Below are 18,844 nucleotides of genomic sequence, written 5' to 3' on the forward strand. Positions count from 1 at the left end.
AAGACTAGTAGCAATAAATATACCAAAGACTAAAGCTTATAATGATTAAGTAAAAGCTTCTCATACATCGTATCAGGTAACAAAAACTTTAAAATAATAGAAAACTTTTGCATCGGCGCACCAACCTTATAATGTATTCTAGGATTTTTAGTATTAATTACTTGATGCACTTTTTTAGCCACAGCAATTGGAGAACTACTATTATCAACATGATCATCAATATCTTTAAGTACGTTTGGGTACTTAGTGTATGGCGAGTCTTTTAAAACAGGAGCATGATAACGTCCTGCAGCAATATTAGTTGCAAAATCACCTGGAGCAATATTGGTAAACTTTACTCCAAAATCCTTGGTTTCCATACGTAACGCTTCCGTAACAAGCTCTAAAGCACCTTTACTAGCACTATAAATACCACGATAAGGCAATCCCATATATCCAGCAATGGATGTAATGTTTATAACCAAACCTGACTGTTGTGCTCTCATTTGAGGCAACACTGCCTTGATAACATTTATAGGTCCAAAAAAGTTAGTATTAAAATTATGTTGGATTTGATCTTGCGGAATTTCTTCAATAGCACCATTAATACCAACACCTGCATTGTTAACCAACACATCCAACTTCCCTTCTGCTGCAATCACTGCTTTTACAGCTGCTGCAATAGTAACCGTATCATTTACATCTAAAGCGACCAACTTAAATTTACTGTTGGTATAATTAGACGGATTACGACTGGTACCATAGACAATACACCCTTTTTCGGTTAAAAACTCACCTATAGATTTTCCTATTCCAGAAGAACCTCCTGTAATTAATACGACTTTAGACATGTAAATAATTTTAAAAGTTAAAAGTAAAAAAGTTGAATTACAAAACGACTGTAACCAAAAAAGATTTGCTAGAATTAACTAACAAATCTTTATTTTATGTTTTTAAATCTCTTTTTATAAAAGGATTTAGAGTAATCAAAAAAAGGCAAGCTACCTACATCACACTGCTACGACCATTTACCTTTGCTTCGTTCCCGACCTGGAGGATTCAACAGGAGCTAGTTGTGTAGGACTTGCCAGGTGCAAAGATACACACATTTTATTTTCTCGCAATCATTTTTTATAATGAATTTTAATAAATAACTTGCTAACAAATAAGTTTACAAAATGAAAGCATTTAAATACCTTACAATCATATTTTTAGCAACAACACTTTTTTCGTGTGGTGACAACGTCGAAGCGCAAAAAAAGAGTTTTTCTATGACTACCAATGCCCAAAACGGTACAATTAGTATTGATAAAACGCTAGAAGTAGCATTAAAAAAACCTAAAAACATCCAGATTTCTTCTGTAAGTTATCAGTTAGACGGAAAAAATATTGAGGCTAAACAAACACTTTCCGATTTTAAATTAGGAGAGCATACCTTAAAAGCAACTATTAATTTTGATGGTGAAACTGCAGAAATCAAAAAAACCATTGCGTTATTAAGTGCAGTAGCACCAAAGTTTTTATCTATAGAAGTAATTAATACGTTTCCGCATGACAACACTTCTTTTACACAAGGTTTAGAATTTAACAATGGAGTGCTATTTGAAAGTACTGGACAACGTGGCGAATCTAAAATTAGAAAAATAGATTATAAAACCGGTGACGTTATTACTGAAACAGCTATTCCTGACGCCTTTTTTGGAGAAGGTATTACTGTACTTAATAATACCGTTTACCATTTAACTTGGCAAGGTCAAAAAGGGTTTACTTATGATGCCACTACCCTAGAAAAGAAAAGCAGCTTTAACTATGGTCAAAGTAAAGAGGGTTGGGGATTTGCAAACGACGGAACTAAACTATATAAAAGTGATGGTACTAGTTTAATTTGGAGCCTAAATCCAGATACGCTAATTGAAGAAGATCACATACAAGTATGCACTACAAAAGGAAAAATTGGAAGATTAAACGAAATAGAATTTGCTAACAACAAATTATACGCTAACATCTGGGAGAAAAACGGAATTGCTATAATCAATCCTAAAAATGGTGCTGTAGAAGCGGTTATTGACTGTACAATCTTAACAAAACAAATTCCTAATTTTTCAATTAACGAAAATTGTTTAAATGGTATTGCTTACAATCCAGAAACACAAACGTTTTTCTTAACTGGAAAACGTTGGGATAAATTATTTGAGGTTAAAATTTTAGAAAACTAATCCAAAACAAAAAGTTAAAAGATTATAAATTAGCTGTTAAAGTCTCTTAATTAAATTTATCATGTCCGCGATAAATCTAAATTTGAGACTAATCAACCAACCAAATCTTGAAGAATCTTACGCTTTTAATTGTCTTTTTGGCAAGCTGCTTTGTGTCCGCACAAACAATAAATGGTAGTGTTTACGACTCTATTTCTACCTTAGAAAACATTAAAATAACAAACCTATCTTCAAAACAAATGACTACTTCCGATGTAAACGGAAGGTTTTCAATAGCAGGAAAAATTGGAGATACGCTTCATGCCAGTTCTTTATTTTATGATGAGCAAAAGTTAGTTTTAAAAGATTATCATTTCAACGAAAGTGTAGTTATCGAGCTTAAACAAATTTTTAATAATTTAGACGAAGTACAACTTATCACGCCCCATAAAGAAACTTTGGCTGATATTGAAACGGTTCAAGTAACCCTTAAAAATCAGTTTGCAGAGGATAGAAAAAACAATCCTCACCTCTACTCTAAACAACCTACCACTGGCGGAATAGATATTATACAAGTTATTGGCCTAATAGCAAAACTATTTGAAAACAAAGACAAATATGTAGCTCCACCGTTTGTTGCAATAACTTTACAAGATTTAGAAGCACTTATTGAAACGTCTCAATTATTTGACAAAAAATTATTGACCAATACTCTAAATATACATGAAGATAATATTAATTTATTTTTGCAATATTTAGAAGCTAAAACAATTGATAGTGAGTTATTAAAAGAAAACAAGGAGGTCTATTTATTGGAGATTTTTATAAAATCAGGTGAAGATTTTAAACAGTTAGTGGATACTTTTAATGCTAAAAACAAACAATAAACATTACTTTTAGGGCTTATTATAACTAATGAAATCATACAGCCAAACGTTAACAGTAACGCCTAACGATCTTGACGAGTTAAACCACGTCAATAACGTAAAATATATTGAATGGGTAAACCAAGTTGCTAAAGCACATTGGGTAACTCACGCCACAAAACAGATTTTAGATCAGTATTTCTGGGTTTTAATTTCGCATCATATCGATTACAAACAAGAAATTGTGTTAGGACAAACCGTAACCTTAAATACTTACGTTAAATCCTGTCAAGGTGTAACCTCTATTAGAGTGGTAGAAATACTTGTGGATGAGAAAATTTGCGCCTATTCCGAAACTAAATGGTGCCTGATACACACGGAAAATAATAAACCGGCTAGAATCACACCAGAAATCATTACTCTTTTTCAATAATTTTAAAGTCACATACTAATTAGCCTTTAAAAAAGTTATATTTTAGTCAATCAAAGTTACAATTACATTTTATGAAGCGTACGCTATATTTTATCTGCTGTATTGGGTTTATCTTAATGGTAAGTTCTTGCCGAAAGGATTTTGAATTCCAGGCGAGTTCTGGAGGTTTAGAATTCTCTAAAGACACGATTTATTTAGATACTATTTTTGCAAATATAGGTTCAAGCACTTATAATCTAAAGGTCTACAATACTAGTAATGATGACATCTCAATACCTACTGTACAATTACAAAACGGAGAAAACTCTGGGTACCGACTAAATGTAGATGGTCAAGCAGGCAAAAGCTTTACAGACGTACAACTATTAGCTAAAGACAGTCTGTTTATTTTTATTGAAACAACTTACAACACAGATACAACACCACTTACTAATAACGAGTTTGTTTACACAGATAAAATAATATTTGATTCTGGAAACAATCTACAGGATGTAGATTTAGTAACCCTAGTTAAAGATGCTAACTTTATTTATCCTGATAAAAATAACACAACAGGTATTATTGAAACCTTAACCTTAACTATTGACGGTACACCAACCGCTACAGAAATACAAGGTCGCGAGTTACTACCTGAAGAATTAAACTTTACTAACGAAAAACCTTATGTCATTTACGGTTATGCTGCAGTACCTGCAGGAGAAACACTAACTATAGATGCGGGAGCACGAATTCATTTTCATGCTAACTCAGGTTTATTGGTCTCAGAAGGTGCTACTTTAAACGTAAATGGTGCTTTAAGTACTGATCCTGAATTACTAGAAAACGAAGTTGTTTTTGAAGGTGATCGATTAGAACCATTATTTAGTGATGTCCCTGGACAATGGGGAACCATTTGGTTATTTGAAGGCAGTCAAAATAATACTATTAATCATGCGACTATTAAAAATGCCACAGTTGGTGTGTTATCCGATGGTAATGCAGATGCGGTAACTGATAAATTAACCATTACAAATTCACAAATATATAATATAAGTACGTTTGGTATTTTAGGTCGTAACACGTCGATTAAAGCAGATAACATCGTCTTAAATAATGCTGGACAAGCTAGTTTTGGAGCTACTTTTGGTGGAAAATACAACGTCACCCACTCTACTATTGCAAATTATTGGAACAGTAGTTTTAGACAATTCCCGGCGCTGCTAATTAACAACTTTGTAGCTGATGCTGAAAACACTGCGTTTGTTGCAGATTTAACCGAAGCTAATTTTAGTAATTGTATAATATATGGTAATGATAACCCTGAGTTATTAATTGACCAAATTGAAGATGCTGCAGTAGTTTTTAATTTTAAATTTACCAATTGTCTATTACGTTTTCAAGATTCTAGCAATTTCTTTTCTAGCCCTAATTATGATTTTGATAATGCAACACATTACGAAAACATGATTTTTAACGAAGCTCCTGATTTTGAAAATCCTTTGGAAAACAATTTAAAAATTGGTGAAGACTCAGCTGCTAATGGTCAAGGTAATACTACTTTTTCTAGTCAAGTCCCAAATGATATTTTAGGCGTTAGCAGAACCACTAGTCCGGACTTAGGTGCATTTCAACATATCATCTTTTAGATTGAACGAAAGAATAAAATAGCACTAGCTTTTTCTTTTAGTTTTGAATTAAATAACAACCCTCAATTATTTAGTCATGATAAAAATAAAAAGAAATATGAGCAATTTTGATAGACTGGTCCGTTTTATTGTGGTTTTATTGCTTGTAGCGATATTATATGTAGGAGAATTTGATGGTCCCATAGCTTTTATTATTATACTAATTTCAGCCATGTTTTTATTTGCTAGTGTTACAGCTTTTTGTCCATTTTACAAATCGACTAACATTTCAACTTATGATTCTGACGACTATTTATAATAGTTTGATTAACATCTAATTTTACATAAAAAAAGCCAGCTTTTCAGCTGGCTTTTTTTCCGCGAAAGCGAAAAATAATTTTATAATAGACTAAGCTACAAACAATGGTAACTCACTCATCATTGCATTAACTTTAATTGCGATTTCGTCTAATAAATCTTCGTTTTCATGATTCATGATTACTTGATCAATTAGCTCTACGATAGCTTCCATTTCGTTTTCTTTTAAACCTCTGGTTGTAATTGCAGCAGTACCAACTCTAATTCCTGATGTTACAAATGGAGATTTATCGTCAAATGGCACCATGTTTTTGTTTACTGTAATGTCTGCTTTTACTAATGCTTTTTCAGCATCTTTACCTGTAATGTTTTTGTTACGTAAATCAATTAACATCATGTGGTTATCTGTACCTCCAGAAATAATTTTGTATCCACGTTTTACAAAAGCCTCTGCCATAGCAGATGCATTTTTCTTAACCTGTAACATATAATGCATAAACGGCTCTGTTAGCGCTTCTCCAAAAGCAATTGCTTTAGCAGCAATAATATGCTCTAATGGTCCACCTTGGTTTCCTGGAAAGACTCCAGAATCTAAAAGTGAAGACATCTTTTTTAAGTTTCCGTTTTTAAGTTTTAATCCAAATGGGTTATCAAAATCTTTACCCATTAATATCATCCCTCCTCTTGGTCCACGTAATGTTTTGTGCGTCGTAGTAGTTACAATGTGACAATGTGGTAATGGATCATTTAAAATACCTTTTGCAATTAAACCTGCAGGATGTGATATATCTGCCAATAGCAAAGCACCAACACTATCTGCTATTACTCTAAAACGTTTAAAATCTATGTCTCTAGAATATGCAGAGGCACCTGCAATAATTAATTTAGGCTGTTCTTTAGTTGCAATTTCTTGAATCTTATCATAGTTTAAAACACCTGTAGCTTCTTCTACACCATAAAATACCGGATTGTATAATTTTCCCGAAAAATTTACTGGAGAACCATGTGTTAAATGCCCACCATGAGATAAATCGAATCCTAAAATTTTATCTCCTGGTTGTAATACTGCATGATAAACAGCTGTATTTGCTTGACTTCCTGAGTGTGGTTGCACGTTAGCATATTCTGCACCAAATAAAGCTTTTGCTCTATCAATTGCTATCTGCTCTACCTCGTCAACAATCTCACATCCACCATAATAACGCTTCCCAGGGTATCCTTCTGCATATTTGTTGGTTAATACAGATCCTGCTGCTTCCATTACTTGGTCACTGACAAAGTTTTCTGAGGCAATTAGTTCTATACCATTTAGTTGGCGTTCTTTTTCGGCTTGAATCAATTCAAAAATCTGTTCGTCGCGTTGCATAGTTATGTCTTTTTGTTATTTCCGCTTAAGCGAAAAATGTTTTAGAGTTAAATATTTATCAAAAATAAGAAATAACCATTGTAAATAATTGAAAAAACATATATTTACTTAGAATTTATAAACAACAAATCAACAATTATATATATGCCATTATCAGCTAATAATCCAGACAGAAAATCATGGTTACACGTCGATAAAAATTCTGACTTCCCAATTCAAAATATTCCGTTTGGTGTTTTCTTAACAAGAGATGACATTATTACTATCGGAACACGTATTGGTGATACAGCAATTGACCTAGGTGCGTTACACCAATTAGGATATTTTGAAGGTATCCCTTTAACAGAAGACATATTTTTACAAGACACACTAAACGATTTTATTGCGGATGGACGCAAAACATGGCGTTTAGTAAGAAATAGAATTGCCGAAATTTTTGATGCTGAAAATGATGCATTAACTAATAATTTAAAGCATAAAGAGATTGTTTTATTTAGATTAGATGAAATAGAAATGCAATTACCTGTGCAAATTGGTGATTATACAGATTTTTACTCAAGTATAGAACACGCTACTAATGTAGGGACTATGTTTAGAGATCCTGACAATGCTTTATTACCAAATTGGTTACATATACCTGTTGGATATCATGGTAGAAGTAGCTCAATAATCCCATCAGGAATACCTGTACACAGACCACAAGGTCAAACGTTACCTGCAGGAGCAACAGAACCTGTTTTTGGACCTAGTAAACTAATTGATTTTGAATTAGAAATGGGTTTTATTACTACTGATGCTAATGATTTAGGAGAACCTATTCCTGTGGATGAAGCTGAAGAATACATCTTTGGATTAGTGTTATTTAATGACTGGTCTGCTAGAGATATCCAAAAATGGGAATATGTGCCATTAGGACCGTTTTTAGCTAAAAACTTTGCGTCTTCAATTTCGCCTTGGATTGTCACTTTAGATGCTTTACAACCCTTTAAAACAAGTAGTCCTAAGCCATTAAAAAAACAATTACCTTACTTACAACAGTCTGGCAAAAAGAGTTACGATATTAATTTAGAAGTTGCTATACAACCAGAAAAAGCTAAAGAAACCGTAGTGAGTAAATCTAACTTTAAGCACATGTACTGGAGTATGTCGCAACAATTAGCGCATCACACCGTAAATGGTTGCCCAATAAACTCTGGAGACATGATGGGAAGTGGAACTATCTCTGGTCCAACACCAGATAGTTACGGATCTATGTTAGAGTTATCTTGGAGAGGTGAAAAACCTGTTAAACTTAATGATGGTACAGAGCGTAAATTTATTAATGATAACGATACTGTTATTATGAGAGGTTACTGCGAAAAAGATGGTACTAGAATTGGTTTTGGTGAAGTATCTACAAAATTACTTCCCGTTTTCCAACCTAAAAAACAGAAATAACAAAGCATTACATATCAGACAATTAACCCTTAAATTATTAAATTTAAGGGTTTCTTTTTGGGGTTTGGCACAGGTATTGAATACTACTTAAAATAGAAACCAATAAAATCCCAAAAGATGAAAAATTTTACACTTATTACAGTACTTCTTCTAGTACTAACATCTTGTGTTGGAAGAAAGCAAATCGAAAAGCAATTACACTCTGGTAATTACGATTTAGCTATTAGTAATGCTTTAAAAAAGTTAGAAAACAACAAGGACAAAAAACGCAAACAAAGCTATATTTTAATGCTTCAGGATGCGTATTATAAAGTTGTTGCAGATGATCACAGTAATTTAAATCATTTAACTAAGGATGGTAACCCAGAACTTTTTGAAACTATTTACAACACGTATTTAGATTTAGAGTCTCGTCAAACCGCTATTAAACGCGTGTTACCATTACAAATTGGAGGAAAAACAATAACCTTAGATTTTAATGATTACAGTAGCCAAATTGTAGAATACAGAGCTAAAGTATCCGAATATAAATATGACCAAGCTACAACCTTACTGCAATCTAGCAATAGCAAATACGACTACCGTGAGGCTTATAGCTTATTAAATACATTAGAAGCTATTAATCCAAATTATAGAGACGTTAGGTCTTTAATGGATGATACCCATTTTAAAGGAACTGATTTTGTATTGGTAACTATTGAAAATCAAACCCGTCAAATTATACCACAACGTTTGGAGTCTGATTTATTAAATTTTGACACTTATGGATTGGATGAGTTTTGGACTGCATATCACGCAAGTTCTGATACAAATATAGACTACGATTATGCGATGCAATTGCAACTACAACGTATTAATATATCTCCAGAACATATTACCGAAAGACAATTATTACGTCAAAAGGATATTGTAGATGGTTGGGAATATGTTTTAGATACTAATGGAAATGTAGCAAAAGATAGTTTAGGTAATGATATTACTCAAGATAAAATTGTTAATATTAAAGCTAGGTTTTTTGAAGTAAATCAGTTAAAATCAACTCAAGTTATCGCTAGAGTTGTTTATACAGATTTAAAGCAAAATCAAATATTAGATAATTTTAATATTGACAGTGAATTTGTTTTTGAAAACACTTTTGGAACTGTACGTGGTGATCAAAGGGCTCTAAATAATGGCGATTTACAGTTATTAAGAAACAGACAGATTCCTTTTCCTAATAACGAACAAATGGTTTATGATACAGGAGAGGATTTAAAATATAAACTAAAAGATATAATAAACAGCTATAGTTTTAGAGGCTAAACCTTAATTAAATATCATAAAAAAACTCCCAAATTACTTTGGGAGTTTTTTTGTGTGTTAAGCAAAAAAGTCTTTTAATCCGCTTAAAATACTTTGTACAGCATAGGAAGCTAAAATTAATCCCATAATTTTACTAATTACGGTAATACCATATTCCCCAATCCGTTCTTGAACCTTATTAGCTGCCAGCAATAACAAGCTTGTTAACCCAATTACTACAAGAACTAATACTGTGGTTAACAACTGTTGCTGTATGTTGTAAATATGATTATCTGTTAACAATACAACCGCCATAATAGCTCCTGGTGATGCTATAGACGGAATAGCTACAGGAAAAATAGTAACGTGTTTATAATCTTTAATACCATGTTTTTCTGTTTCGGGCTTACCCTCTCCAAAAATCATAGTTAATGCAAACAAAAACAATATCACGCCTCCAGAAATCTGAAACGCATCTAACGTAACATTCATTCCTTCTAAAATTAACTGCCCTATAACTATAAAAAATAACAGCACTAAAAAAGCAACAAAACTGGCTCTAATAGCAATGCGTTTTTTATATTTTTTATCAAAATTTTTAGTAGCTTCCAAATACACAGGTATAGACCCCAAAGGATCAATAACTGCAACTAAAAACAAAAAAGTCGTTAAAATTTCTTTCATAAACATTACTCTATTTCAACACCTGTAGTAGTAAAAGATAAGCCTTGTTGTCCTGATGTAGATATCTGTACGGCTTCAAAATAAGGCGGTTTAACATCTTTAGAAGCAATCCAATCAAATACAAAATTAGCACCTGTACCACCTTCAATATCCCTTTCGTTTATTACAATTTCTATAGTCTGCATTGGCTTGACATAAATAGTCTCTGTAAAATACGCTTTAATTAAATCACCACTAGTATTGTAAAAATCAGCTTCTTTTATAAAAATAGTATCTTTTTTATTAATATTCCTTAAGCTTACCGTAGCAGTTAAATTATGTGTTTTGTGTTCCGTAACACTATAAATTTGAGAATAAACAGACAAATAAGTTGATCCCGAAACTAATAACGAGTCCGTTAATGGTTTATTCCATTGCATAGCTTTCCAATTATTGGATGCCACGTAGACCTCTTCAGGTTTAGTATCGCAACTAAAAGCGGTTAATACAATAATAAATAGTAATACGTATTTCATAATTTAAACAAATTTAAATAAATCAATTTCATTTATAGCGCCATGACTTGCATGTGCAACCACTACTCCATTTTTTATCACCAATAACTGTGGCGATTGGTGCATTACCTGAAACTTAAAACCAGCTTCATTTGAGACGTCTCGATAACTTAATAAATCTAAATAATATAAATCTAAATTAATATCCAAATCAAATGCGGCAACAAACTGATTCATAACCATGCTGCTAATGCCACATCTTGTAGAGTGCTTAAATATAACCTGTGTTTTTCCTAAAGATAATTTAGCAATTTCATCTAACTGACTAACCGTCGTTAAATTTTTCCAAGGAAGTATTTTCTTTTCTTTTGGCTCTTTAGAACCCCCAAATAATTTTCCAAACATAATAATTTCTTTTTAGCAAAATAACTGCTATAAGTTAAACAAAAATATCATTTTTATGATACATATCATTGAATATGTCGAAACGTTTTAATTAACTTACATAGAAATTAAAAACAAAGCACAACTGACTAAAAGTCAGTCTAAAACAGGCCTTAAGCGACAATTTGTCTTGCAATTGCAATTGGTAAGGTAATTGAAATACTGCTCTTGTAAACAATTATAAACATAAGTTTTCGCTTACGCGGAACTACAAATAAATATACTATATGAACCCAGATAATTATACAATCAAATCGCAAGAAGCCATACAACGCGCTCAGCAGATTGCGCAAAGTTATGGCCATCAACAAATAGAAAATGAACACTTTTTTAAAGCCATTTTTGAGGTTGATGAAAACGTACTACCATTCATCTTAAAAAAACTGAATGTCAATCTTAATGTATTAGAACTAGCATTAGATAAGCAACTAGAAAGTTTTCCTAAAGTTACAGGAGCAGATTTAATACTCTCTCGTGAAGCCAGTAAAACATTAAACGAAGCGTCTATTATTGCAAAAGCAATGAATGACGATTACGTATCTATAGAGCACTTTATTTTAGCGGTCTTTAAATCAAAGAGCAAAATAGCACAAATGCTAAAAGACCAAGGCGTAACAGAAAAAGGTTTAAAAGCAGCAATAGACGAATTAAGAAAAGGAGATCGCGTAACCTCACAAAGCCAAGAGGAGACCTACAACTCCCTTAATAAATACGCTAAAAATTTAAACAAATTAGCCAGAGACGGAAAACTAGATCCTGTTATTGGTCGTGATGAAGAAATTAGGAGAATCCTTCAAATTTTATCTCGTCGTACTAAAAACAACCCAATCTTAGTTGGAGAACCTGGAACTGGTAAAACAGCTATTGCAGAAGGTTTAGCACACAGAATTGTAGATGGTGATGTCCCAGAAAACTTAGTCGACAAGCAAATTTTTGCGTTAGACATGGGCGCCCTAATTGCAGGTGCTAAATTTAAAGGAGAATTTGAAGAGCGCCTAAAAGCGGTTATCAAAGAAGTAACAGATAGCGAAGGAGATATTGTACTATTTATTGACGAAATCCATACGCTTGTTGGTGCAGGTGGCGGACAAGGCGCAATGGATGCTGCAAACATTTTAAAACCTGCTTTAGCGCGTGGAGAATTGCGTGCTATTGGAGCAACAACTTTAGACGAGTACCAAAAGTATTTTGAAAAAGACAAAGCTTTAGAGCGTCGTTTCCAAAAAGTAATGGTTAATGAGCCTGATACAGAAAGTGCGATTTCAATATTAAGAGGAATTAAAGAAAAGTACGAAGCACACCATAAAGTACGCATAAAAGATGATGCTATTATTGGTGCTGTAGAGTTATCTCAACGCTATATTACCAACAGATTCCTGCCGGATAAAGCAATTGACTTAATGGATGAAGCTGCTGCTAAAATGCGTATGGAAATCAATTCTAAACCAGAAGAGTTAGATGTTCTGGATAGAAAAGTGATGCAGTTAGAGATTGAAATAGAAGCTATTAAGCGAGAAAAGGATGAAAGTAAATTAAAAACATTACGTGCTGACTTAGCAAACTTAAAAGAAGAACGCAACGAAATGAATGCTAAATGGATTAGCGAAAAAGAAGTTGTAGACAACATACAAAACAGAAAGCAAGACATCGAAAACTTTAAGCTTGAAGCTGAAAAAGCAGAACGCGATGGAGATTACGGTAAGGTTGCCGAGTTACGTTATGGTAAGATTAAAGAAGCACAAGAAACATTAGAAAAATTACAGAAAGATTTAACTGATAAACAATCTGAAAATTCTTTAATCAAAGAAGAAGTTACTTATGAGGATATTGCAGAAGTCGTTGCTAAATGGACAGGCATTCCTGTTACCAAAATGTTACAAGGCGATCGCGAAAAGCTTTTAAACCTTGAAGCAGAATTACACAAGCGTGTGGTTGGTCAAGAGGAAGCTATTGTAGCGGTTAGTGATGCTGTAAGACGTAGTCGTGCAGGATTACAAAATCCAGAAAAACCAATCGGAACCTTCCTTTTTTTAGGAACAACTGGTGTTGGTAAAACGGAATTAGCCAAAGCGTTAGCAGAATATCTGTTTGATGATGAAAGTGCGATGACCAGAATAGATATGAGTGAGTACCAAGAGCGTCATGCGGTAAGCAGATTAGTTGGTGCACCTCCAGGATATGTTGGTTACGATGAAGGTGGACAATTAACCGAAGCAGTTAGACGTAAACCTTATTCTGTAGTACTTTTAGACGAAATTGAAAAAGCACATCCAGACACGTTTAATATCTTATTACAAGTGTTAGACGAAGGGCATCTAACAGATAACAAAGGGCGTATTGCAGATTTTAAAAACACCATCATCATCATGACATCCAATATGGGAAGTCAATTAATACAAGAGCGTTTTGATGCTGTAAAAGATGTAGAGACGGCTATTGAAGGTGCTAAAGTGGATGTTTTAGCCTTATTAAAACAAACGGTAAGACCTGAGTTTATAAATAGGATTGATGACATTATTATGTTTACACCTTTAACGCAAGATAATATTACAGAAATTGTAGGATTACAGCTAAAAGGTATTTCTAAAATGATTGCAAAACAAGGGATTACTTTTGATGCAACACCAGAAGCTATTACCTACTTAGCAGATAAAGGTTATAATCCAGAATATGGAGCAAGACCTGTAAAACGTGTCATTCAAAAAGATGTACTAAATCAGTTAAGTAAAGAAATCTTATCTGGAAAAGTCACTACCGACAGTATTATTTTACTAGATGCTTTTGATGGCGAATTAGTCTTTAGAAATCAAGGCGATTTAGTAACAGAAGAACTGTAATCACAAAGTTCTGTTAACGTAAAATAAAGCGTAAAAGAGCACGTTTTAATTATGGTTGGTTAGTTGAAAAGCAACACAATACTTTACAAAAGTGGCGTGTTGCTTTTTTTTGTTCTATATTGTATTACTCTAATAAAAAACCACTTAGCTTGATCACATTCCAACTAAAAAATCATCTCGTCGTTCTTTTTATATTAACCTCAACATTTGTTTTATCTCAGACTAAGTTTAAACGTGTATTAACTTCGGAAACCGATTTTAATGCCTTAAAAACATCACCAAACACTAATAAATATGGGAATATTGATGCTTTAAAAGTCGTTTTTGATATTAAAGAACAACAACTCTATTTTATCAACAGTAAAAACTACAAATACCACTACCATTTTTGTAAAGGGTATTTAGAGATCCCAGAAACTTTAAGAGAATTTAATAATTCTAACTACAAAGCGCAGCATAAAAACAAACGCTTTTTATTGGGAAACATAAATCATTATTTAGCTAACAACACCTACAACCTAGAGCTTTCTCCTATTGATGATATGCAAATTGCAGACATTAAAACATTTTACGAAGCCATCAAAAAAGCAACGTATTTTAAAAGCTTTAATTTCTTTTTAAATACGGCACGTTTAGAACAATTAAATGCTGTTTTAGACATTCCTACAATATCTGCTTCAGATTTATATGGCGACCAAACGTATCAAGCGGTAAGTACTCAAAAAAGTTATGGATGCTTAAAATTTGTTGCTGTTGATTCGTTAAAACAAAACAATATTTCTAAACATGATATAATTGTTATTAATCAACCTATCCTAGAATTACCTATTACTGCTGGCGTTATAACCACTATTTTACAAACGCCATTAAGTCACATTTCGGTATTAGGAAAAAACAGACAAATTCCAATTGCAGCTTATACTAAAGCCATGCAATCTGATATTTTAAAAAGCTTCAACAATCAATATGTTTCTTTTGAAGTGGCTTTAGACACCTTTTACATCAAACCAATCTCTAAAGAATTGTTTGAAAGAAAAACTAAAAAACAGAAAAAATCGACGTTGTTTCTAGAAAAAAACACAGCGATAAAAACCTTAATTAATGCAGACAATTTAAATCAAAACTCAATAAACACCGTTGGTGGCAAAGCTGCTAACTTTGGTGTATTATATGATTTAGCTAAAAAAGAAGCCTTTAAAATTCCGGAATCGGCATTTGCCATTCCGTTTTACTATTATGAAGCACATCTAAAAACGTCTGGAGCAGACAGCTTAGTCAAGCAAATGATTTATGATTACAAAATCAATCAAGATGCTAATAAACTAACAGAGCAACTAAAAACAATTCAGAAACTAATAAAAAAGACACCTTTAGATCCTGAATTAATATCTAATGTCGAAGCCAAAATTAAAAGTTTAGGAGACGAGACACGCTTACGATTTAGAAGCTCGACAAATGCAGAAGATATTGTTGGGTTTTCGGGAGCAGGATTATACGACTCTAAAACAGGTATTGTTGGTAGCAAGAAAAAATCTATTGAAAAAGCAATCAAAAAAGTATGGTCAAGCCTATGGTATGAGCGTGCCTTTTTAGAACGAGACTACTTCAATATTGACCAAAATAGCATTGCAATGGGTATTTTAGTGCATCGCTCCTTCCCTAACGAGAAAGCCAATGGTGTTGCTATTACCAAAAATTTATATCGAAAAAACTACCTAGGAACCGTTATTAATGTCCAAGTTGGAGAAGCTAGTGTTGTACAACCTGAAGATGGTGTGACCTGCGACCAGATTATTTGCTATTCTGGATCGTCTTCTAAATTATATAACGAAAAACGTATTGTCGAAATCATATCACACTCTAACCTTAACAATGGTAAACTAGTGATGACTGAAGCCGAAATAATTACACTCTCCGAACAATTAGAAAAAATCAAAAAACACTATTACTATAACGTGTATAAATCCAAACAGAAATACTTAGAGTTTGGCTTGGATATAGAATTTAAACTAGATGGAGCGGATAGAGAATTATACATAAAGCAGGTAAGATATTTTAACGATTAAGTAACAAATTATGGTAATGCCAAGTTATAACGACTACTTCCCTAACTCTAATGGCTAACAACTAGACTTTTAAGCTATATTAAGCCTATGCACTGCCTTTTTAGATGTAAAACATGTATTTATAAAGACTATTAAAAATCACTAAAACTAAAGCTTACTATAGCTAATTGCATATCAAATAGCTACGCAAAATTTAAACAAATAAAGCCCTTTATTAATTCCAAAATTTAATTTTAAATTTTAAAAGTCCCTTTTTTTTTACTACCTTGAAAACATTGAACTATCAACCAAAACCATAAAACAACATGGGAATATTCCATTATTACGATATAGGTAATGCCGAAATTTATGTTTTTGATGACTTTCTAATTAAACAAGTCAAAGAAGGTGCTTTTATCAGTGATGATGAAACAGAATTATTTGTTGAAATAATAGAAAAACATTTCAAGAATAAAAATTTTGCTTTTATTTCCAACCGTGTCGCCTCTTATACTGTTAATCCTTTAGTTTATAGTGCAGCAAAAGAAATTCCAAATTTAGTTGCTTTTGCGGTTATTAGTACTGACGAAAAAATGCGTGAAACTTCCAGGTTTGAAAACAAATTTCACAACAAACCGTTTGAGCTTTTCGAAAATTTAAGCGATACCATACTTTGGACGTCTAAAATAATAAAACAAGAAGACGAGAAAAAGTCTGAAATTTTATAATTTCGATTAACTAAAAGCTAAATTCTAAAACTAGAATACGTCTATGAAAATAATCAGTATAATCTGGCCTCAAATTTATAATACCAAGAACAGCTAATTCATTAGGCATTAAACCGGCAGCCTCTCTTCTATTCCAATAATTAGTAATAAAACTATCATCACCTTTTATTTTATAAAGTGCTTTCATGTACTTCCCAATGTTATTAGCTTCTAATATTTTAGTTGAATCTTTAGATTCTGATAAGTTACTGTAGCGATAAACTTCATTCCATAAACCACTTTCATGGAATTCTTTATTTGTTTTCTTTGACTGAAATTCAAACTTTTTAGGATCCTCTATTTCAATAGAAAGTAAATCAATCAAATACTGTCCATAAGCAACATCAACCGATAAATTAGGATACATTTTAGTTAAATTATTTTCAAAATCTAACACAAGTGCATTAAGAGATGCTACTTGTCTCTCTCCAAGCATATCCTCAAATATCGCAACTCTTTTTTCTGATATAGTTTTAGAGCACCCAAGTGTTAAAAGAAAAAGAAGTACAATTTGAATTTTATATGTTTTAAAAACTATCAAATTTCTATTTTATTTTTTACTTACAATTTTAAAGCTACTGCACTCTTTTTTAATTGTGCTTTAAACAAGTCTTCTGTAACCTCAGTATTATAAAAAGGAATCATTTTATCCATTACCGTCTTACCTTCTTCAGAGTGTAATAGTTCTGGAAAGGCTTTTTCTAAGACCTGTAACATTACAGACGTTGCTGTAGATGCTCCTGGAGAAGCACCAAGTAAGCAAGTAATACTACCATCTTTACTACTTACTACTTCCGTACCAAATTGTAAAACACCACCTTCAAATTCGTCCTTTTTAATAATCTGAACACGTTGTCCAGCTACTAAGATTTCCCAGTCATCACTATTAGCATCTTTAACAAATTTGCGTAACTCTTTCATACGGTCTTCATGAGAAGAAGTTACCTGTTCTATCAAATATTTAGTTAGAGGTAAATTATGCCAAAAAGCACCTAATAAAGGTGAGATATTATCAAATTTAACCGATTTAAACAAATCAAAATTAGAACCTTCTTTTAAAAACTTAGGACTAAAACCTGCAAATGGACCAAAAAGTAATTCGCGTTTTCCGTTTATATATCTAGTATCTAAATGCGGTGTAGACATTGGTGGATCGCCAAGTCCTGCCTTACTATATACCTTAGCGTTATGTTGTTTTATAATGGCTTCGTTTTTACAAACCAACCATTCCCCACTTATTGGAAAACCACCATAACCTTCTTTTTCATCAATTTCTACTTTTTGCAATAACAATAAGCTACCACCTCCTGCTCCAATAAAAACATGTTTAGATTCTAGATTATGTTTTTGGTTAGTTTCAAGATTTTCCATTTCTACAGTCCAATCAATATCTGGACTTGGATCAATATCTTTAACTTCCATATTACAATATACAGGTGTATCAAATTTGGTTTCTAAAATATTGAATAATGTTTTTGTTAATGTACCATAATTAACCTCTGTACCTCTATCAATTCTAGAAGCAGCCATTACCTCATCCTCGTCTCTGTTATTCATAATTAACGGAAACCATTCTTTCATTTTACTCTTATCCTTTGTAAATTGGATAGTATCAAACATAAAATGATGTTTCATGGTATTAAAACGATGCTCTAAATAATCTGCATTTTCTTTACCTAAAACCCAACTATGGTGTGGCACTGAAGCAATAAAACTATCAGGATCTTCAATTAAGCCAAGCGTCGCTAAATAGCTCCAAAACTGTTTAGACTCTTCAAACTGTTGACAAATTTTAATGGCTTTATCAATGACTACTTTACCGTCTTCTTCAGGGCAATAATTAAGTTCGCAAAGCGCAGAATGTCCCGTACCTGCATTATTCCAAGCTGCAGAACTCTCTTGAGCCACCTCACTAAGACGCTCCACAATTAACACCTTTAAATCTGGTTTTAGCAGTTTAGAAATCAGTGCCAATGTTGCACTCATAATTCCGCCTCCAACACAAATTAAATCGTATTCTTGTTTACTATCTAGTTTAGCTTTGCTCATTATATCCTAATTTTTCTTTAAATATAAATAAGTCCAGTGATATAT

At 32.6% G+C, this 18,844-nt stretch carries 17 protein-coding genes and 1 other RNA gene; 10 read left to right on the forward strand and 8 right to left on the reverse strand.

Annotated elements, in window-relative coordinates:
* Nucleotides 1-29: 29 nt before the first annotated feature.
* Together ACZ2G2_RS15585 and ffs are read right to left on the reverse strand one after the other, a co-directional pair.
* The gene (locus ACZ2G2_RS15585) at nucleotides 30-830 is read right to left on the reverse strand and encodes an SDR family oxidoreductase (RefSeq protein ID WP_470393222.1); all 801 of its coding nucleotides are present in this window, start codon (nucleotides 828-830) and stop codon (nucleotides 30-32) included.
* Nucleotides 831-970: 140 nt separating this feature from the next.
* An RNA gene (gene ffs, locus ACZ2G2_RS15590) (signal recognition particle sRNA small type) lies at nucleotides 971-1,069 on the reverse strand.
* An 88-nt stretch (nucleotides 1,070-1,157) separates the two neighbouring features.
* Here ffs and ACZ2G2_RS15595 point away from each other — a divergent pair.
* The 5 genes from ACZ2G2_RS15595 (at nucleotide 1,158) to ACZ2G2_RS15615 (ending at nucleotide 5,396) form a co-directional block, all read left to right on the forward strand.
* Nucleotides 1,158-2,195, forward strand: a complete 1,038-nt coding sequence (locus ACZ2G2_RS15595; protein WP_470393224.1) for a glutaminyl-peptide cyclotransferase — start codon at nucleotides 1,158-1,160, stop codon at nucleotides 2,193-2,195.
* Nucleotides 2,196-2,302: 107 nt separating this feature from the next.
* Nucleotides 2,303-3,061, forward strand: a complete 759-nt coding sequence (locus tag ACZ2G2_RS15600) for a hypothetical protein (protein ID WP_470393226.1) — start codon at nucleotides 2,303-2,305, stop codon at nucleotides 3,059-3,061.
* Between the two features lie 28 nt (nucleotides 3,062-3,089).
* Entirely contained in the window at nucleotides 3,090-3,473 is a 384-nt protein-coding gene (locus tag ACZ2G2_RS15605) for an acyl-CoA thioesterase (RefSeq protein ID WP_101202656.1), read from the forward strand.
* A 71-nt stretch (nucleotides 3,474-3,544) separates the two neighbouring features.
* Nucleotides 3,545-5,098: a hypothetical protein gene (locus ACZ2G2_RS15610; RefSeq protein WP_470393229.1), complete on the forward strand. Its 1,554-nt coding sequence runs from the start codon at nucleotides 3,545-3,547 to the stop codon at nucleotides 5,096-5,098.
* 97 nt (nucleotides 5,099-5,195) lie between these two features.
* Nucleotides 5,196-5,396 (forward strand): YgaP family membrane protein, encoded by a 201-nt coding sequence (locus ACZ2G2_RS15615; RefSeq protein WP_177183530.1) that lies wholly within the window; start codon nucleotides 5,196-5,198, stop codon nucleotides 5,394-5,396.
* 90 nt (nucleotides 5,397-5,486) lie between these two features.
* Here the strand turns inward: ACZ2G2_RS15615 and glyA are convergent, their stop codons facing one another.
* On the reverse strand, nucleotides 5,487-6,761 hold the full coding sequence (glyA, locus tag ACZ2G2_RS15620) for a serine hydroxymethyltransferase (protein WP_090840444.1): 1,275 nt from the start codon (nucleotides 6,759-6,761) through the stop codon (nucleotides 5,487-5,489).
* Nucleotides 6,762-6,905: 144 nt separating this feature from the next.
* Here glyA and fahA point away from each other — a divergent pair, with 144 nt between their 5' ends.
* Nucleotides 6,906-8,198 carry a fumarylacetoacetase gene (fahA, locus tag ACZ2G2_RS15625; protein ID WP_090840446.1) on the forward strand — a complete coding sequence of 431 codons (1,293 nt, stop codon included), beginning with the start codon at nucleotides 6,906-6,908 and terminating at the stop codon, nucleotides 8,196-8,198.
* Nucleotides 8,199-8,315: 117 nt separating this feature from the next.
* On the forward strand, nucleotides 8,316-9,500 hold the full coding sequence (locus ACZ2G2_RS15630) for a hypothetical protein (protein ID WP_470393232.1): 1,185 nt from the start codon (nucleotides 8,316-8,318) through the stop codon (nucleotides 9,498-9,500).
* A 57-nt stretch (nucleotides 9,501-9,557) separates the two neighbouring features.
* Here ACZ2G2_RS15630 and ACZ2G2_RS15635 read toward each other — a convergent pair whose 3' ends face one another.
* The 3 genes from ACZ2G2_RS15635 to ytxJ are packed head-to-tail and all read right to left on the reverse strand — an operon-like array spanning nucleotide 9,558 to nucleotide 11,062.
* The gene (locus tag ACZ2G2_RS15635; protein WP_090840656.1) at nucleotides 9,558-10,163 is read right to left on the reverse strand and encodes a MarC family protein; all 606 of its coding nucleotides are present in this window, start codon (nucleotides 10,161-10,163) and stop codon (nucleotides 9,558-9,560) included.
* Between the two features lie 5 nt (nucleotides 10,164-10,168).
* A complete protein-coding gene (locus ACZ2G2_RS15640) occupies nucleotides 10,169-10,678 on the reverse strand; it encodes a DUF3124 domain-containing protein (RefSeq protein ID WP_090840456.1) in 510 nt (169 codons plus the stop codon).
* A 3-nt stretch (nucleotides 10,679-10,681) separates the two neighbouring features.
* Nucleotides 10,682-11,062, reverse strand: a complete 381-nt coding sequence (gene ytxJ / locus ACZ2G2_RS15645; protein ID WP_416381429.1) for a bacillithiol system redox-active protein YtxJ — start codon at nucleotides 11,060-11,062, stop codon at nucleotides 10,682-10,684.
* A 266-nt stretch (nucleotides 11,063-11,328) separates the two neighbouring features.
* Here ytxJ and clpB point away from each other — a divergent pair, with 266 nt between their 5' ends.
* From clpB to ACZ2G2_RS15660, 3 genes are all read left to right on the forward strand, one after another.
* Nucleotides 11,329-13,938 carry an ATP-dependent chaperone ClpB gene (gene clpB / locus ACZ2G2_RS15650; protein ID WP_470393235.1) on the forward strand — a complete coding sequence of 870 codons (2,610 nt, stop codon included), beginning with the start codon at nucleotides 11,329-11,331 and terminating at the stop codon, nucleotides 13,936-13,938.
* 149 nt (nucleotides 13,939-14,087) lie between these two features.
* Nucleotides 14,088-16,004 (forward strand): PEP/pyruvate-binding domain-containing protein, encoded by a 1,917-nt coding sequence (locus ACZ2G2_RS15655; protein WP_470393237.1) that lies wholly within the window; start codon nucleotides 14,088-14,090, stop codon nucleotides 16,002-16,004.
* A gap of 305 nt (nucleotides 16,005-16,309) precedes the next feature.
* Nucleotides 16,310-16,711, forward strand: coding sequence for a hypothetical protein (locus tag ACZ2G2_RS15660; protein ID WP_341586894.1), 402 nt, complete (start codon nucleotides 16,310-16,312; stop codon nucleotides 16,709-16,711).
* A 10-nt stretch (nucleotides 16,712-16,721) separates the two neighbouring features.
* Here the strand turns inward: ACZ2G2_RS15660 and ACZ2G2_RS15665 are convergent, their stop codons facing one another.
* Nucleotides 16,722-17,186, reverse strand: coding sequence for a hypothetical protein (locus ACZ2G2_RS15665; RefSeq protein ID WP_470393240.1), 465 nt, complete (start codon nucleotides 17,184-17,186; stop codon nucleotides 16,722-16,724).
* A gap of 125 nt (nucleotides 17,187-17,311) precedes the next feature.
* The gene (gene mqo, locus ACZ2G2_RS15670) at nucleotides 17,312-18,799 is read right to left on the reverse strand and encodes a malate dehydrogenase (quinone) (protein ID WP_470393242.1); all 1,488 of its coding nucleotides are present in this window, start codon (nucleotides 18,797-18,799) and stop codon (nucleotides 17,312-17,314) included.
* Nucleotides 18,800-18,844 lie beyond the last annotated feature (45 nt).

It is taken from the genome of Olleya sp. KKT75 (genome assembly GCF_055635485.1).

Bases quoted from the DNA above. Each gene is read 5' to 3' on its own strand.
- clpB (WP_470393235.1), top strand. From the start codon at position 11,329: ATGAACCCAGATAATTATACAATCAAATCGCAAGAAGCCATACAACGC.
- ACZ2G2_RS15660 (WP_341586894.1), top strand. From the start codon at position 16,310: ATGGGAATATTCCATTATTACGATATAGGTAATGCCGAAATTTATGTT.
- ACZ2G2_RS15665 (WP_470393240.1), bottom strand. From the start codon at position 17,186: ATGCTTGGAGAGAGACAAGTAGCATCTCTTAATGCACTTGTGTTAGAT.
- ACZ2G2_RS15610 (WP_470393229.1), top strand. From the start codon at position 3,545: ATGAAGCGTACGCTATATTTTATCTGCTGTATTGGGTTTATCTTAATG.
- ACZ2G2_RS15605 (WP_101202656.1), top strand. From the start codon at position 3,090: ATGAAATCATACAGCCAAACGTTAACAGTAACGCCTAACGATCTTGAC.
- ACZ2G2_RS15630 (WP_470393232.1), top strand. From the start codon at position 8,316: ATGAAAAATTTTACACTTATTACAGTACTTCTTCTAGTACTAACATCT.
- ACZ2G2_RS15595 (WP_470393224.1), top strand. From the start codon at position 1,158: ATGAAAGCATTTAAATACCTTACAATCATATTTTTAGCAACAACACTT.
- ACZ2G2_RS15615 (WP_177183530.1), top strand. From the start codon at position 5,196: ATGAGCAATTTTGATAGACTGGTCCGTTTTATTGTGGTTTTATTGCTT.
- mqo (WP_470393242.1), bottom strand. From the start codon at position 18,799: ATGAGCAAAGCTAAACTAGATAGTAAACAAGAATACGATTTAATTTGT.
- ACZ2G2_RS15640 (WP_090840456.1), bottom strand. From the start codon at position 10,678: ATGAAATACGTATTACTATTTATTATTGTATTAACCGCTTTTAGTTGC.
- ytxJ (WP_416381429.1), bottom strand. From the start codon at position 11,062: ATGTTTGGAAAATTATTTGGGGGTTCTAAAGAGCCAAAAGAAAAGAAA.
- glyA (WP_090840444.1), bottom strand. From the start codon at position 6,761: ATGCAACGCGACGAACAGATTTTTGAATTGATTCAAGCCGAAAAAGAA.
- fahA (WP_090840446.1), top strand. From the start codon at position 6,906: ATGCCATTATCAGCTAATAATCCAGACAGAAAATCATGGTTACACGTC.
- ACZ2G2_RS15635 (WP_090840656.1), bottom strand. From the start codon at position 10,163: ATGAAAGAAATTTTAACGACTTTTTTGTTTTTAGTTGCAGTTATTGAT.
- ACZ2G2_RS15585 (WP_470393222.1), bottom strand. From the start codon at position 830: ATGTCTAAAGTCGTATTAATTACAGGAGGTTCTTCTGGAATAGGAAAA.